Source organism: Streptomyces sp. NPDC056347 (assembly GCF_042262625.1).
In the GTDB taxonomy this organism is placed as follows: Bacteria; Actinomycetota; Actinomycetes; order Streptomycetales; family Streptomycetaceae; genus Streptomyces.
The window spans coordinates 70,258-85,561 of the sequence record NZ_JBHJQP010000005.1 but is presented as its reverse complement, the minus strand read 5'-3'; the positions used below and the strand labels follow the sequence as shown (position 1 = coordinate 85,561).

Below are 15,304 nucleotides of genomic sequence, written 5' to 3'. Positions count from 1 at the left end.
GAGACGGTCTCGTATCGAAATCGGCTAGGCTCCTGTCATGTCGATACCGCCAGGTGCCCGCGCCGCCGCCGCGCCCCGCATCCCGGAGGCGGTCCACCGCCGCCGCTGGGCGATCCTCGTCGTCCTGATGTTCAGCCTGCTCATCGTCGTCCTGGACAACTCGATCCTGAACGTCGCGGTCAAGACCATCGCGAGCCCCGCGCCCACGGGCCTCGGCGCCACCCAGAGCCAGCTGGAGTGGGCGATCAACGCCTACACGCTGGTCTTCGCCGGTCTCCTGTTCACCGCGGGCCTGCTCGGCGACCGCATCGGCCGCAAGAAGGTGCTGCTCTTCGGCATCCTGCTGTTCGGCACCGGCTCCGCGCTGGCCGCCATGTCCGGCTCGCCCGCGCAGCTGATCACCTGGCGCGCCGTGATGGGGTTCGGCGCCGCGTTCGTGATGCCCGCCACCCTCGCCGTCCTGATGAACGTCTTCGAGCGCGAGGAACAGCCCCGGGCCATCGGGATATGGGCGGGCAGCGTCGGTGTGGCCATCGCGGTCGGCCCCATCACCGGCGGGCTGCTGCTCGAACACTTCTGGTGGGGCTCGATCTTCCTGGTCAACGTACCCGTGGTGATCGTGGCGCTGATCGCGATGATGCTGCTGGTGCCGGACTCCAGGGACCCGAACCCGGGCCGGACCGACCCGCTCGGCGTACTGCTCTCCATCCTGGGCCTGGTGCTGCTGGTGTACGGCATCATCCGCGGCGGCCAGCTCGCCGACTTCACCGACCCGGTGGTGCTGGCGTCGAGCATCGGCGGCCTCGCCGTGCTCGCCGGGTTCGTCTGGCACGAGAAGCGCAGCAGCCACCCCGCCATCGACATCGGGTACTTCCGGGAGCCGTCGTTCGCCGCGGCCGTCGCCGCCATAGCGCTGGTGTTCTTCGCGCTGTTGGGCGTGACCTTCTTCTCCGCCTTCTACATGCAGAGCGTCCGTGGCTGGAGCGCGCTCCAGTCCGGGCTGATGCTGCTGCCGCTGGCCGCCTCCCAGATGATCTTCGCCCCCCGGGCCAGGCTGTTCGTCGACCGCTTCGGCGTCCGCGCCACCTGCACCGCGGGCATGCTGCTGGTCGCGGTGGGGCTGTCGTCGTTCATGCTGTTCGACGCCACCACACCGGTCTGGGTGCTGTGCCTGCTCTTCTTCGTCCAGGGCACGGGCATGGCCCATGTGATGACCCCGGTCACCGTCGCGGTGATGCAGTCGCTGCCCCGGGAGAAGGCCGGTTCAGGCTCGGCCGTGAACAACACCTTCCGGCAGGTCGGCGGGGCGCTCGGGGTCGCCGTGCTCGGCTCGGTGCTCTCCACCGTCTACCGGCGCGGCATCGAGGGGCACCTCGGGGCGGTCCCGGCCGGTACGCGGCAGGCGGCGGGGGAGTCGATCGAGGCGACCCTCGGCATCGCGGACCGGATGGGCCCGGCGGGTGCGCCGCTGATCGCCTCGGCCAACGACGCTTTCCTGAAGGCCATGCACGTCACCGCCGCCGGATCGGCCGCCGTGGCCCTGCTGGGCGCCCTGGTGGTTGCCCTCTTCCTGCCCGGCAGGCCGGCCGCGGCACCCGGACCGGAGGCGGCCGACGGCACCGCCGCCACCGTCGGCGACAATCGGCCCGGCGGCCGGACGGTGCAGTGAAAGGCGGAACGACGTGCGCGTACGGGCAGAGAAGCAGGACCGGGACCGGGCCGCGGCGGCGGAGGCGGGGCCGGAACCGCGGCGCGGCCGCCCCCGCAGCGCGGCCGCCGAGCGGGCCATCCTGGACGCCGTCGCCGGGCTGCTGGAGGCGGGCGAGCCGCTGGGCACCCTGTCCATCGAGCGGATAGCCCGCACCGCCGGGGTCGGCAAGGCGACGATCTACCGGCGGTGGAGCGGCAAGGAGGAACTCTTCGTCGACGTCCTGCGCGACATCGAGCCACCGGAACCCGTCGTCTCCGGCACCGAGGGCCTCGCCGACCTGCGCCTGCTGCTCGAATCGATCCGCAGGCGCGGCCAGGCCGAGCGCTCCTCGGCCCTGCTGCACAACGTCTTCGCGCAGATGAAGAGCCACCCCAGGCTGTGGGACGAGTACCACCGCAATGTCATCGGCCCCCGCCGCGCCGCCATGCTGGCCGCCGTCCGGCGCGCGGTCGACGCGGGCGAACTCCGCGCGGACCTGGACGTCGAGCTGATGGACGACCTGTTCCTCGGGCCCATGCTCGTACGCACCGTCCACCGCCCCGACGCGCCGCTGCCGGAGGACCTCGCCGACCGCATCGTCCGGACCCTGGTGGAAGGGCTCGCACCCCGCGCCGGCCACCGCTGACGCGCCCGAACCGGAAGCTAAATGGCCTGATTGTGCGGGTTCTGTCACAAGCCCCGCCGGACCCGGCCCCGCCGGAACCCGCCGGACCCCGCCGTTCGTCCTGGTGGCAGTACAGCCGTCGCCGACGGCGGGAAACACGCCGCTCATCGCCTAGGGTCGAAGCTGCGGCGACATGCACGGCAGAGCAGCAGTGAGGACAGCGATGGTGCAGGCGTACGGAGCGGACACCGGGAACGACCGCACGGAACCGGAACCCGCCGGGCCCGGCTCCCGCCTCCGGGACCTGCGCGGAAGACTGGGCCGCGACCCCGGCATCTGGCGGCGCGGCATCGTCCTCGCCTGCTGCTCGGTCCTCCTCACCTTCGTGCTGGCCTTCCACGCCAGAATCCCCAACGCCATCGGCAACCTGGGCAGCCTCTCCGAGACCTTCCTGCCGTGGTTCGGGCTCTTCGTCCCGCTGCTGCTGATCCTGGCCCTGGTACGCCGCTCGGCGACCGCCCTGGTCGCCCTGCTGCTGCCGGCCGTCGTCTGGTTCAACGCCTTCGGCGGACTGCTCACCGACAAATCCGGCAGCGGTGGCGACCTCACCGTCGCCACCCACAACGTCAACGCCGACAACGCCGACCCCGCGGGCACCGCCCGCAAGGTCGCCGCCTCCGGCGCCGACGTCATCGCCCTGGAGGAACTGCCCACCGGCAAGGTCGCCACGTACGAGGCGGCCCTCGCCGACCGCTACCCGCACCACTCGGTCCAGGGCACCGTCGGCCTCTGGAGCAAGTACCCGCTGCGCGCCACCCGGCCGGTCGACATCAAGATGGGCTGGACCCGGGCGATGCGCTCCACGGTGGCCACCCCGAAGGGCGAGATCGCCGTCTACGTGGCCCACCTGCCGTCGGTGCGCGTCAAGCTGCACGCCGGGTTCACCGCCAACCAGCGCGACGACAGCGCCGACGCCCTCGGCGAGGCCATCGCCGACGAACGCCTCGACCGGGTGATCGTCCTCGGCGACCTCAACGGCACGATGAACGACCGCGCGCTCAACGCGGTCACCTCCCAGCTGCGCTCCACCCAGGGTGCCGCGGGCGACGGCTTCGGCTTCAGCTGGCCGGCCTCGTTCCCGATGGCCCGGATCGACCAGATCCTGGTGCGGGACATCGAACCGATGTCGTCCTGGACGCTGGAGCGGACCGAAAGCGACCACCTGCCGATCGCGGCACGGGTGAAACTCTGACACGGGACGTGAGATGAAGCTGGTCGTGCAGGAGTTCCTGACGCTCGACGGTGTCTCCCAGGGGCCCGGCTCCCCGGACGAGGACACCAGCGACGGCTTCACCCGGGGCGGCTGGTTCGTCCCGCATCTGGACGAGGAGTTCGAGCGGCTGGCCGGCACCTGGCTCGGCGAGGCGGACGCACTGCTCCTCGGCCGCCGTACGTACGAGAACTTCGCACGGGACTGGCCGAGGATGCCCGAGCACCCCTTCGCCGCCCTCATGAACGGCCTGCCGAAGTACGTGGCCTCCCACAGCCCGACCGGGGCCGCGTGGAATCCGGTCACCGTCCTGTCCGGGGACGTCCCCGCCCGGGTCGCCGAGGTGAAGCGGCTGCCCGGCCGGGAACTGCAGATCCACGGCAGTGCCCGGCTGGCCCAGTCCCTGCTGGCCGCCGGGCTGGTCGACACCCTGCGCCTGGTGATCGCCCCGGTCGTGGTGGGCCGGGGCCGCCGCCTGTTCCCGGACGGCGGTGCCCCGGCCGGGCTGCGGCTCGTCGGCCACCGGACGACCCCGGGCGGTCTGTCGGTGCACACCTACGCCTCGGCCGGGCGCCCGGAGTACGGAACCTACGGGGCGGACTCGTAGATCCCGTGCTCCGTTCCGCGTCCGCTCAGGCCGACTCGCGCCAGCGGTTGGTGATCGGGAGGCGGCGGTCCTTGCCGAAGCCCTTGGGGGAGATCTTCGTGCCCGGCGGGTACTGGCGGCGCTTGTACTCCGCGGTGTCCACCATCCGCAGCGTCCTCGCCACCAGCACCGGATCGAAGCCGGCCGCGACGATCTCGGCCAGCCCCTGGTCCCGGTCGACGTACAGCTCCAGGATGCGGTCCAGTACGTCGTAGTCGGGCAGCGAGTCCGTGTCGACCTGGCCGGGGCGCAGCTCGGCGCTGGGCGGCTTGGTGATGGACGCCTCCGGGATCGGCGGCGTCTGCCCGCGCTCCTCGGCGGCCCGGTTGCGCCACTTCGCGAGGCGGAAGACCGACGTCTTGTAGACGTCCTTGATCGGGCCGTACGCCCCGACCGCGTCGCCGTACAGGGTGGAGTAGCCGACCGCCAGCTCGGACTTGTTGCCCGGGGCGAGGACGATCTGGCCCTCCTGGTTGGAGACGGCCATCAGCGTCGTGCCGCGCAGCCGGGCCTGGAGGTTCTCCTCGGCGAGGCCGGTGAGCCCCAGGCCGTCCATGTACGCGTCGAACATCGGCTCGATCGACACGGTGCGGAAGTTCAGCCCGGTGCGGCGGGCCAGCTCGGCCGCGTCGCCCCTGGAGTGGTCCGAGGAGTACTTCGACGGCATCGAGATGCCGTACACGTTCTGCGCGCCCAGCGCGTCGCAGGCGATCGCCGCGACCAGCGCCGAGTCGATCCCGCCGGAGAGCCCGACCAGCACACTGCGGAAGCCGTTCTTGGCGGCGTACGCCCGCAGGCCCACGACCAGCGCCGAGTACAGCTCCTCGTCGTCGTCCAGCCGCTCGGCGTAGCCGCCGGTCAGCTCCGCCGGGTAGGCCGGTAGCGGCTCCTCGGAGAGCACCACGTGGTCGATCCGCAGGCCGTCGTTGACGACCCCGGACGGGGCCTGGGCGGCGGCCGCCGGAAGCTCCAGGTCGAGCACGACGCTGCCCTCGGCGAACTGCGGGGCGCGGGCGATCACCTCGCCGTCCCGGTCGACCACGATCGAGTCGCCGTCGAAGACCAGCTCGTCCTGGCCGCCGATCATCGCCAGGTACGCGGTGGTGCAGCCGGCCTCCTGGGCCCGCTTGCGGACCAGCTCCAGCCGGGTGTCGTCCTTGTCCCGCTCGTACGGCGAGGCGTTGATCGACAGCAGCAGCCCGGCACCGGCGGCCCGGGCGGCGGGCACCCGGCCGCCGTCCTGCCAGAGGTCCTCGCAGATCGCGAGCGCCACATCGACGCCGTGCACCCGCACCACCGGCATCGAGTCGCCCGGCACGAAGTACCGGAACTCGTCGAAGACGCCGTAATTGGGCAGGTGGTGCTTGGCGTACTTCAGCGCGACCTGCCCGCGGTGCAGCACCGCGGCGGCGTTCTGCGGGGCCCCGGCGGGCTGCCCGTAGCGGGGCTGGGCCGTCTCGGAGCGGTCGAGGTAGCCGACCACCACCGGCAGCTCCCCGAAGCCCTCCGCGTCGAGCCGGGCGGCGAGCGCGTGCAGCGCCTGCCGGGAGGCCTCGACGAAGGACGGGCGCAGGGCCAGGTCCTCGACGGGGTAGCCGGTCAGCACCATCTCCGGGAACGCCACCAGGTGGGCGCCCTGTTCGGCGGAGTGCCGGGTCCAGTGGACGATCGCCTCGGTGTTTCCGGCGAGATCGCCGACGGTCGAGTCGATCTGATTCAGTGCGAGACGTAGTTGAGGCACGCGGACCAGTGTAATCGTCTGACTGACGCAATGTCCTCGCGGGACGCGGAACCCGCTCCGCGGCCCGCGAGAACCGCGCCCCGGGGGCGGATCAGGTGCGGTAGCCGAGGACCGTCATCATGCCCATGTCCGAGTGGTAGATGTTGTGGCAGTGCAGCATCCACAGCCCCGGGTTGTTCGCGTCGAACTCGACGGCAAGGGAGCTGTTCGGCCGGACGATCGTGGTGTCCTTGCGCGCCCAGTGGGACCGGCCCCGCTGGGTGGCCTCGTGGCGCCGCCCGGCCGGGCCGACCACGCCGAAGGAGTGCCCGTGCAGATGGATCGGGTGCCACATCTCCGTGGCGTTGTAGAACTCCAGCCGGACCCGCTCGCCGGCCCGCACCGGATGGCGCTGGTGCGGGTTGTACGGAGTGTGGTCGAAGGCCCAGTTGTACGCCCGCATGTTGCCGGTCAGCTTGAACCGGTGGAGCCGGTCGGGCGCGCGCCGGGGCAGCTCCATGGACGGGTCCGGCATCAGCTCGAACGCCTCGACCAGCCGTCCGTCCAGTTCCTTGGGGCGCACGTTCGCGGCGGGCGCGGTGCCCTTGCCGGTGCGGAGCAGGGCCAGCGCCGTGGCGTTCTTGCCCTCCGCGAGCGCGGTCAGCGGGAAGACCCCGTCCCCCGCGGTGACCACCACGTCGTACCGCTCGCCCATGCCCAGCAGCAGGGCGTCGGTCGTGGTGTGCCGGACCGGGTAGCCGTCGGTGTGGGTGATCGTCATCCGGTGGCCGCCGAGCGCCACCCGGAAGGCGGTGTCGCCGCCCGCGTTGATGATGCGGATCCGGATGCGCTCGCCGGGCTTGGCGCCGAAGGTGGTGGGGGCCTTCGGGACGCGGCCGTTGATCAGGTAGTACGGGTAGGCGACATCGCCGCCGTGGCTGTCGAGCAGCCTGCTGTACGAGTCCTTCTCCAGCCGCGAGGGCCCGCTGAGCGGCTTCCCGCCGTTGGACCTGGCGGGCTTCCCCGGCGCGCCGTGCCCGCCCGCGCCGTGGCTCATGCCGTGGCCCATGCCGCCCCGGCCGTGGCTCAGCTCGTTCAGCACCGAGTCGGGCGTCGAGCCGTCCACCCCGTCGACCCAGTCGTCCAGGACGACGACCCACTCCTTGTCGTACTTGAGGGGCTCCTTCGGGTCGTCCACGATCAGCGGCGCGTACAGCCCCCGGTCCTGCTGGACGCCCGTGTGCGGGTGGAACCAGAACGACCCGGCGTGCGGCACGGTGAACCGGTAGGAGTACTCGGTCCTGGGCCCGATGGGCGCCTGGGTCACCTCGGGCACGCCGTCCATGTTGTTGCGCACGTTGAGGCCGTGCCAGTGCAGTGACGTTTCCGCGGGGAGGTTGTTGGCCAGGTTGAGCGCCAGGGTGTCGCCGACGGTGACCCGCAGCTCCTTGCCGGGCAGCCGGCCGTCGTACGCCCAGGAGTCGACGGTGATCCCGGCGCCCAGTTCGAGCCGGGCCGGGGCGGCGACGAGATTCACCTTCCGCAGCGGGCCGGTGCCCCGCCCGGCCTCGGCCGTGGAGACCTCCGGCCCGTCCGGGGAGACGTACTCGCCCTTGGACCGCCCGCGGGGGGCGCCCCCGCGGTTCGCGCCGCCGTGGCTCGTACCGCCGGCGCTCGGGCCGTCGGTCGTCCGGCCGTCGCGGCCCGTACCGGATTCGTCGGAGCACCCGGCCAGTACCGCCGAACCGGCGGTGGCGACAGCGGCGCCGAGCACGGCGCGTCGGGTGGGTGGAGTACGCATGACGGAGTGCACCTCGAAATGTGTTCGGCGGGTCGGTCTGCTGGGGGAGGGGGAGGCGCGCCCCTCCTATATCAGCGGCGCGGACAGCGACGACTGTCCGTATGTCATGCGTCCACTCAGGGTCATGTCGAGCACACTACCCCCGCCGGGTATCACCCGCGCGCCGGAGCAGTCGCGCGTCCTGCGGCCGTGTCCTCACGGCGGTGAAGACGGGTCCCGCGGCGGGGATCGGGACGGGGACGGGGCCGGGCGGCGACGGGGATGCGGGACGGCCCGGCACCCCTCGGGCAGGAGGGGGCCGGGCCGGGGTGGCGGACCGGGGCAGCGGGGCCGTACGACGGCGGAATCAGCCGTGCGCGTAGACCTTCGCCGCCCAGCCGGCGATCTGCTCGTCGCTGAGGTGCTGCGCCAGATCGGCCTCGCTGATCATGCCGATCAGCTTCTTGTTCTCGACCACCGGAAGCCGGCGGATACGGTGCGTCTGCATCTCGTCCAGCACCATGTCCACCTCCGCCTCCGCGTCGATCCAGCGCGGCGTGCCGTGGGCGAGGTCGCCCGCGGTCATCTTCGACGGGTCGTGGCCCATGGCCACGCAGCCGATCACGATGTCGCGGTCCGTGAGGATGCCGATCATCCGGTCCTGCTCGCCGTTGGCCGAGATGGGCAGCGCACCGACCTTGTGGTCACGCATCAGCTGCGCGGCCCGGTCGAGCGTCTCGTGCGCGGGGATCCAGGTGGCCCCGGTGTGCATGATGTCCTTGGCGGTGGTCATGAGGAATTCCTCCTGCGTGCCGATGGGCATGCTGTGCGCCCCCGAACGGACCCATCGTCATGGGTCCGTTCGGGGGACGCGACCGCTGTCACCCGTTCGGGTGCATCTGCGGCCGGAGGGAACTTTTCAGGGGCGGGGTGTCGCCCCGCGGGCCGCCAGCATGCCGGCCATCGCGTCCAGCTCCGACTGCTGCGCCTCGACCATCCCCCGGGCCAGCCGCCGCTCCGCCGGCACCACGCACAGCCGCGCGCAGCCGCGGGCCATGTCGATGCCGCCCCTGTGGTGGTCGGTCATCAGCTGGAGGTAGAGCACCTCGGCCGCCCTGCCGCTCGCGCCGCGGAGCCGCGCCAGCTCCGTCCGGGTGGCCATGCCGGGCATCAGGGAGCCGTCGTGCGGCCGGTAGCCGTCGCCCGTCCCGGCCGCCCCGCTCATCTGCGCCATGTCCGCCATGTCCGCCGGGCCGGCCGTGGAGTGCCCCTCGTGCCCGGCCGCCATCCAGCCCATCGGCTCCTGCCCGGCGGCCGTCTTCGGCAGTTCCCACAGATCCAGCCAGCCGAGCAGCATGCCGCGCTGGTTGGCCTGGGTGTTGGCGATGTCGTACGCGAGACGGCGCACCTCCTCGTCGTGCGTACGGTCGCGTACGACGAAGGACATCTCCACCGCCTGCTGATGGTGGACGGCCATGTCGCGGGCGAAACCGGCGTCCGCCGAGTCCGTCGCGGGCGTGCGCTGCGCGGTGGCGTGGTGGTCCGCCCCGCTCCCGCCCCCGTGCGCGGAGGCGACCGTCGCCGCCCCCGCGCACAGCAGCGCGAGCGCCGCGACGGAGCCCGCCGCCCACCGGCCGCGCCGGACGCGTACCGCCGGGGTCACGGCGCCTCCAGCCCGCCCGAGCACGTGGCACCGGGCTCGGGGGTCTGCGGGCCCTGCACGAACTGCGAGAAGAACTGCCCGACCCTGGGGTCGTCGGCGCTGTTCACGGTCAGCTGCTTGCCCCAGGCGGTCAGCATGATCGCCCCGGACTGGTCCGGGTACGGGCTCATCAGCGAGTAGGGCGTCCTGGACACCTGTTCGGCGAGCTTGTCGACATCGGCGCGCGGTGCCTTGCCGGTGTAGGTCACCCACACCGATCCGTGCTCCAGCGAATGCACGGCGTTCACATCGGGGAGGGCCTTGGTGTAGACCACGCCGTCGCAGTTCATCCAAACGGGGTTGTGGTCACCGCCGACCGGAGGCTTCATCGGGTACGTGACGGGCCCGTTGACGTGATTGCGGGTCAGCTTCGCCGCGTCCCAGGTCCGCAGCCCCTCGATCTTCCCGTCGGCGGGCCGCTCCCGGCCGGGCGAGGGCGCCTTGCCGTCGCCCGTCGTGCCGCCTCCGTCCGTCGGGGCGGACCGCTTCTGGTCGGCCGCCTCGGACGTGGCCGTCAGCACCAGGTACGAGCCGAAGCCGACCATGCCCACGACGACGAGCACGCTCAGGCCTATGGCCAGGGCGCGGTCGCGGCGCCCTCCCGGGCGGTGGGCGTCGTGCGTCTGGTCCACGGGGTTCTGCGGGGCGAAGCTCATGGCGTCAGGTCCTTCTGCGAAGGGGCGGTCACGGGCAGGGACACGGGCGCGTGCGGGGCCGTCGCGGAGCCGCTCCGCCCCCGGCGCGCCGTGGGCGCCGATCGTAGTGGGTGGCCGAGTGCTCCATCTCACTGTGTGTGCGTAATCTGGGTGAAATCCCGGGTCGTGACACTGGAGCTCCTCCCCTGTCCCGGGCGGTGGTGCACGGACCGTCTGAACTGCAAGGATGTGGCTATGGACAAGCAGCAGGAATTCGTCCTCAGAACGCTCGAGGAGCGCGACATCCGCTTCGTACGGCTGTGGTTCACCGATGTCCTCGGCTACCTCAAGTCCGTCGCCGTGGCCCCCGCCGAGCTGGAACAGGCGTTTGACGAAGGCATCGGCTTCGACGGCTCCGCCATCGAGGGCTTCGCCCGGGTGTACGAGTCCGACATGATCGCCAAGCCGGACCCGGGCACCTTCCAGATCCTGCCGTGGCGGGCCGAGGCCCCGGGCACCGCCCGGATGTTCTGCGACATCCTGATGCCGGACGGCTCGCCGTCCTTCGCCGACCCGCGCTACGTCCTCAAGCGCATCCTCGCCAAGACCTCCGACCTGGGCTTCACCTTCTACACCCACCCGGAGATCGAGTTCTTCCTGCTGAAGGACAAGCCGGTCGACGGCAGCCGTCCGACCCCCGCCGACAGCTCCGGCTATTTCGACCACACCCCGCAGAACGTCGGCATGGACTTCCGCCGCCAGGCGATCACCATGCTCGAATCCATGGGCATCTCGGTCGAGTTCAGCCACCACGAGGGCGCCCCCGGCCAGCAGGAGATCGACCTGCGGTACGCGGACGCGCTCTCCACCGCCGACAACGTCATGACCTTCCGGCTGGTGATGAAGCAGGTCGCGCTGGAGCAGGGCGTGCAGGCGACCTTCATGCCGAAGCCGTTCTCCGAGTACCCCGGCTCGGGCATGCACACCCACCTCTCGCTCTTCGAGGGCGACCGCAACGCCTTCTACGAGTCCGGCGCCGAGTACCAGCTCTCCAAGGTCGGCCGCTCCTTCATCGCCGGTCTGCTCACCCACGCGGCGGAGATCTCCGCCGTCACCAACCAGTGGGTCAACTCCTACAAGCGGATCTGGGGCGGCTCCTCCCGCGCCGCGGGCGCCGGGGGCGAGGCCCCCTCGTACATCTGCTGGGGCCACAACAACCGCTCCGCGCTCATCCGCGTCCCGATGTACAAGCCGGGCAAGACCGGCTCCGCCCGGGTGGAGGTCCGCTCCATCGACTCCGGCGCCAACCCGTACCTGACGTACGCGGTGCTGCTCGCCGCGGGCCTCAAGGGCATCGAGGAGGGCTACGAGCTCCCGCCCGGCGCCGACGACGACGTCTGGGCGCTCTCCGACGCGGAGCGCCGCGCGATGGGCATCGAGCCGCTGCCGCAGAACCTGGGCGAGGCGATCGCCCTGATGGAGAAGAGCGAACTGGTCGCCGAGACCCTCGGCGAGCACGTCTTCGACTTCTTCCTGCGCAACAAGAAGCAGGAGTGGGAGGAGTACCGCAGCGAGGTCACCGCCTTCGAGCTGAAGAACCTGCTGCCGGTGCTGTAGGCCGGCACCGGGACCGCTGAGCCCGCGCGCCGAGGTGCCGGGTGTCCGGCGGACGGGGCCGGGGCGATCACCCCGGTGGTTCCGGCGTCCGCCGGTCGGCGCGGTGCGGCGGGTGCGGGTGCGGGTGCGGGAACGGGGGGCGGCCGCCGTACCCGCGACGGTCGGCGCCGTCGTGCGAGGACGTCCATGCGGAAAGGGGCCCGGAGCCGTGGCCCCGGGCCCCTCCTGCCGGCCCCTCCTGCCGGCACCCCCCGTCGGAAGAGCCCGCGCCAGGCCGATGAGCCGGGTGCGCGGACGGGGCCGTCACCGGAGTGACGGCAGACCCCCGTGCCGCCCGCGCAGGCGCCCGTCCCGTGCCGGAGGCGGGGGCCGCGGGTCACATCAGGCCTTGACGGGCCCTCCCGTGCCCGCGACGCGCCGCCAGTCGCTCCCGAAGGACGTGCAGTAGGCGTACGACCAGCGGTTGTCGTTCGTCTGGACACCCCTCGCGATCTTCGTGGTGCTGCCGTTCGTGCAGGTGACCTTCGCGTAGTAGGCGAAGGTCACGTCGCAACGGACGCCGTACGTCCGCCCGTCCGTGTCCCACGGCGCACCGTTGGTGCACCACGAGGGAAGGGCCAGCGCGCCCTGTGGAGCGGCCGCGACCGCCTGTGCGGGAACGGCTACGGTACCGAGAGCGAGGACGGCTCCTCCGAGTCCGATGGCAAGCGTGGAACGAATACCCATGAAGTGCTCCTTGTTCTCAGTCGCTCGGCGAGTCGGCCGGGAGATCCCGGCCGACGACCTGTCCAGATTGCTGCGCAGCCCGAACGTTCGCCTTGTACAAAGGCGCACCCCTCTCACCAGACTTGACCGACGCGCGCCGGAGCGGGGCGCGGACGGAGGTGGAAGCGGGCATGGGGTCGGGAAGCGGGGGCGAGTACGTGGAGCGTCGCCCCTCCGGGCGATTACAGGCTCAGGTCGTGATGTACCGGGGCCACCGCACCGTGGGGCCGGGACCGGTCAGGCTCACTCTTCCCTCGGCAACGGTGACGTTGATCCTGGGATGGGGAGATCCCCTGAGCCTGTTCCACGGCGCTCGGAGCGCTCCGGCGGGGCGGACGACATGGCATGCGCTGGTCGCCGGTCTGCGGACGTCGTCGATACGAGGAGGTTTCGAGGGCGTCGCGGAGGCGGTCGAGGTGGAATTCACCCCGCTCGGCGCGTACAGGTGCCTGGGGCTGCCGCTGTACCACCTGGCCAACGGCCACGTGCACCCGGACGAGGTGCTGGGCACCGTCTGGTCGGCCAGGCTCACCGAGCAGCTCCTCGCGGAGCCGGACTGGGAAAGGCGCTGGACGATCATCGACAGCGCTCTGGCCCGGCGGATGGCGGACGCTCCCGCGCCTTCGCCGGTCGTCGCCGAGGCGTGGAGCCGGCTGCGTGCCTGCCACGGGCAGATATCCGCCAAAGAACTGGCCGCCGCCACGGGGCGCGGCAGCCGGCGGCTGCAGGCGCTCTTCCGTGAGCAGATCGGACTGCCGCCGCAGTCCGTCAGCAAGGTCCTGCGGTTTCAGCGGGCGCTCACCCTGCCGCCCGGCGCCTGCCGGTCGCTGGCCGACCGGGCGGCCATGTGCGGTTACTACGACCAGGCGCACATGAGCCGTGACTTCCGTGGCCTCGCCGGGCTCACCCCCGCACAGCTGTGCGCTCTCGCCGACCGCGCCGGCTCCACGGTCGAGGAGCCGGCCGCCGGACGACTGGGAGACGTTTTCGATCAATGACGCGGCCGCATGCCGGACGGTGCGCATCCGCACCGCGAACCCCGGCCGGTGAGCCTCCTTCCGCCGCAACGAGATCGGCTCCCGATCCACGTTGTCCGGGAATCCGGGAAGAAGAACCGCCACGGCTCCGGACGTGTCGGCTCCCCGGCGGACCTCCCGTACGTCCCGGCCTGCTCGTCGGTCAGGAAATCCTCCGGCCGGCAGTGCTTTGCGTACTCCTGATCCAGCCCCGCCGCCGCCTCGAACGACAGGCCGAAGGGCCCCAACGAGCCCTGGGAGCAAGCCTGTTGGGGGACTGGTAGGAAAGTTTCCTGTTCGCTAGCATTCCCGGCGGTGGCTCGGCGCGGTGCCCGCCGTTCCACGCACCCCGGGGCATGACGTGCTCAGTGAGAGCTCTGGCCCGGCCACCACGACCCCGTCCCCGCCCGCCCGCGCGCGGGCCGGGTGCGGGGCCACCCGTACAGCTGCCCAGCTCTCGCCAACCCCCACAGAGGCCAGGAGTCCAGGGATGCATCCGAACGGTTCAGCTTTGCTCCGCCCGCCCGGGCGGCACCGCACGGTGGGCGTGGTCGTCGCCGCCGTGCTCGTCCTCCTCGGCGGGCTGCTGCTCGCCTACCCCGACCGGGCCGGCGCCGCCGCCGACCCCCTCATCTCCCGTGGCCGCACCGCCACCTCGTCCTCCGACGAGACCTCCGATCTCGGACCGCAGAACGCCTTCGACGGCGACCCGGCCACCCGCTGGGCGAGCGCCGAGGGCAAGGACCCGCAGTGGATCGCCGTCGACCTCGGCGACGGGGCCCAGGTCAGCCGCGTGAAGCTCGGCTGGGAGGACGCGTACGCCAAGGCGTACCGGATCGAGATCTCCGCCGACGGCTCCACCTGGACCAAGCTCGCCGAGGAGAGCGCCGGCGACGGCGGCACCGACGACTGGACCGCGCTCAGCGGCAAGGGCCGCTACCTGCGCGTGTACGGCACCGCCCGCGGCACCTCCTACGGCTACTCGCTCTACGAGGCCGAGGTCTACGGCACCCTCGGCAGCGAGCCCCCGCAGACCGGCGGCTTCACCGTCGTCGCCGCCGGGGACATCGCCGCCCAGTGCACCGCCTCCGACAGCGGCTGCGCCCACCCCAAGACCGCCGCGCTCGCCCAGCGGATGAACCCGAAGTTCTATCTCACGATGGGCGACAGCCAGTACGACGACGCCCGGATCTCCGACTTCCGCGCCTACTACGACAAGACCTGGGGCGCCTTCAAGGCCAGGACCCACCCGGTGCCCGGCAACCACGAGACCTACGACCCGGCCGGATCGCTCGCCGGGTACAAGGCCTACTTCGGGGACATCGCCTACCCCCAGGGCAAGACGTACTACAGCTTCGACGAGGGCAACTGGCACTTCATCGCCCTCGACTCCAACTCCTTCGACAAGACCGCCCAGATCGACTGGCTCAAGGCCGACCTCGCCAAGAACAGCAAGGCCTGCATCGCCGCCTACTGGCACCACCCGCTGTACTCCTCCGGCGGACACGGCAACGACCCCGTCAGCCGCCCGGTCTGGAAACTCCTCTACGGCGCCAAGGCCGACCTGGTGCTCAACGGCCACGACCACCACTACGAGCGGTTCGCCCCGCAGAACCCCGACGGCAAGGCGGTCGCCGACGGCATCACCGAGATCGTCGGCGGAATGGGCGGCGCCGAGCCGTACCCCATCGAGGAGGTCCAGCCCAACAGTCAGAAGCGGATCAGTGGTGAGTACGGCGTCCTCAAGCTGAACCTCACCGACAACGGCTACAGCTGGACCTACGTCGGCACCGACGACAAGACCAAGGACACCAGCCCGAACTACACCTGCCACTGAT

The 15,304-nt window shown here is 71.6% G+C and carries 13 protein-coding genes; 7 read left to right on the top strand and 6 right to left on the bottom strand.

What is annotated here, in order from left to right:
• Positions 1-37: 37 nt before the first annotated feature.
• The 4 genes from ACFCV8_RS02740 to ACFCV8_RS02725 all read left to right on the top strand — a co-directional run bounded on the left by ACFCV8_RS02740 (position 38) and on the right by ACFCV8_RS02725 (position 4,192).
• Complete coding sequence (locus ACFCV8_RS02740; protein ID WP_376683429.1) at positions 38-1,669, top strand: MFS transporter; 1,632 nt, start codon at positions 38-40, stop codon at positions 1,667-1,669.
• A 13-nt stretch (positions 1,670-1,682) separates the two neighbouring features.
• Positions 1,683-2,336, top strand: coding sequence for a TetR/AcrR family transcriptional regulator (locus ACFCV8_RS02735; protein ID WP_376683428.1), 654 nt, complete (start codon positions 1,683-1,685; stop codon positions 2,334-2,336).
• A 202-nt stretch (positions 2,337-2,538) separates the two neighbouring features.
• A complete protein-coding gene (locus ACFCV8_RS02730) occupies positions 2,539-3,567 on the top strand; it encodes an endonuclease/exonuclease/phosphatase family protein (RefSeq protein ID WP_376683427.1) in 1,029 nt (342 codons plus the stop codon).
• Between the two features lie 13 nt (positions 3,568-3,580).
• On the top strand, positions 3,581-4,192 hold the full coding sequence (locus ACFCV8_RS02725; RefSeq protein ID WP_376683426.1) for a dihydrofolate reductase family protein: 612 nt from the start codon (positions 3,581-3,583) through the stop codon (positions 4,190-4,192).
• Positions 4,193-4,217: 25 nt separating this feature from the next.
• Here ACFCV8_RS02725 and ACFCV8_RS02720 read toward each other — a convergent pair whose 3' ends face one another.
• The 5 genes from ACFCV8_RS02720 to ACFCV8_RS02700 all read right to left on the bottom strand — a co-directional run bounded on the left by ACFCV8_RS02720 (position 4,218) and on the right by ACFCV8_RS02700 (position 10,089).
• Positions 4,218-5,972 (bottom strand): NAD+ synthase, encoded by a 1,755-nt coding sequence (locus ACFCV8_RS02720; RefSeq protein WP_376683425.1) that lies wholly within the window; start codon positions 5,970-5,972, stop codon positions 4,218-4,220.
• 91 nt (positions 5,973-6,063) lie between these two features.
• On the bottom strand, positions 6,064-7,752 hold the full coding sequence (locus ACFCV8_RS02715) for a multicopper oxidase family protein (protein WP_376683424.1): 1,689 nt from the start codon (positions 7,750-7,752) through the stop codon (positions 6,064-6,066).
• A 346-nt stretch (positions 7,753-8,098) separates the two neighbouring features.
• On the bottom strand, positions 8,099-8,524 hold the full coding sequence (locus ACFCV8_RS02710) for a CBS domain-containing protein (protein WP_376683423.1): 426 nt from the start codon (positions 8,522-8,524) through the stop codon (positions 8,099-8,101).
• A gap of 126 nt (positions 8,525-8,650) precedes the next feature.
• Positions 8,651-9,394, bottom strand: a complete 744-nt coding sequence (locus ACFCV8_RS02705; RefSeq protein WP_376683422.1) for a DUF305 domain-containing protein — start codon at positions 9,392-9,394, stop codon at positions 8,651-8,653.
• Positions 9,391-10,089 (bottom strand): DUF3105 domain-containing protein, encoded by a 699-nt coding sequence (locus ACFCV8_RS02700; RefSeq protein ID WP_376683421.1) that lies wholly within the window; start codon positions 10,087-10,089, stop codon positions 9,391-9,393. The genes ACFCV8_RS02705 and ACFCV8_RS02700 overlap by 4 nt, the downstream gene beginning before the upstream one ends.
• Before the next feature lie 234 nt (positions 10,090-10,323).
• Here ACFCV8_RS02700 and glnA point away from each other — a divergent pair, with 234 nt between their 5' ends.
• The gene (gene glnA, locus ACFCV8_RS02695) at positions 10,324-11,685 is read left to right on the top strand and encodes a type I glutamate--ammonia ligase (RefSeq protein WP_352277664.1); all 1,362 of its coding nucleotides are present in this window, start codon (positions 10,324-10,326) and stop codon (positions 11,683-11,685) included.
• 381 nt (positions 11,686-12,066) lie between these two features.
• Here glnA and ACFCV8_RS02690 read toward each other — a convergent pair whose 3' ends face one another.
• Positions 12,067-12,411, bottom strand: a complete 345-nt coding sequence (locus tag ACFCV8_RS02690; protein WP_376683420.1) for a hypothetical protein — start codon at positions 12,409-12,411, stop codon at positions 12,067-12,069.
• A 302-nt stretch (positions 12,412-12,713) separates the two neighbouring features.
• On the opposite strand from ACFCV8_RS02690, the gene ACFCV8_RS02685 reads away from it, so the two are divergent.
• Both ACFCV8_RS02685 and ACFCV8_RS02680 read left to right on the top strand, forming a co-directional pair.
• The gene (locus tag ACFCV8_RS02685; RefSeq protein ID WP_376683419.1) at positions 12,714-13,448 is read left to right on the top strand and encodes a helix-turn-helix domain-containing protein; all 735 of its coding nucleotides are present in this window, start codon (positions 12,714-12,716) and stop codon (positions 13,446-13,448) included.
• Between the two features lie 529 nt (positions 13,449-13,977).
• Positions 13,978-15,303, top strand: coding sequence for a discoidin domain-containing protein (locus ACFCV8_RS02680; RefSeq protein WP_376683418.1), 1,326 nt, complete (start codon positions 13,978-13,980; stop codon positions 15,301-15,303).
• Position 15,304: the final 1 nt, after the last annotated feature.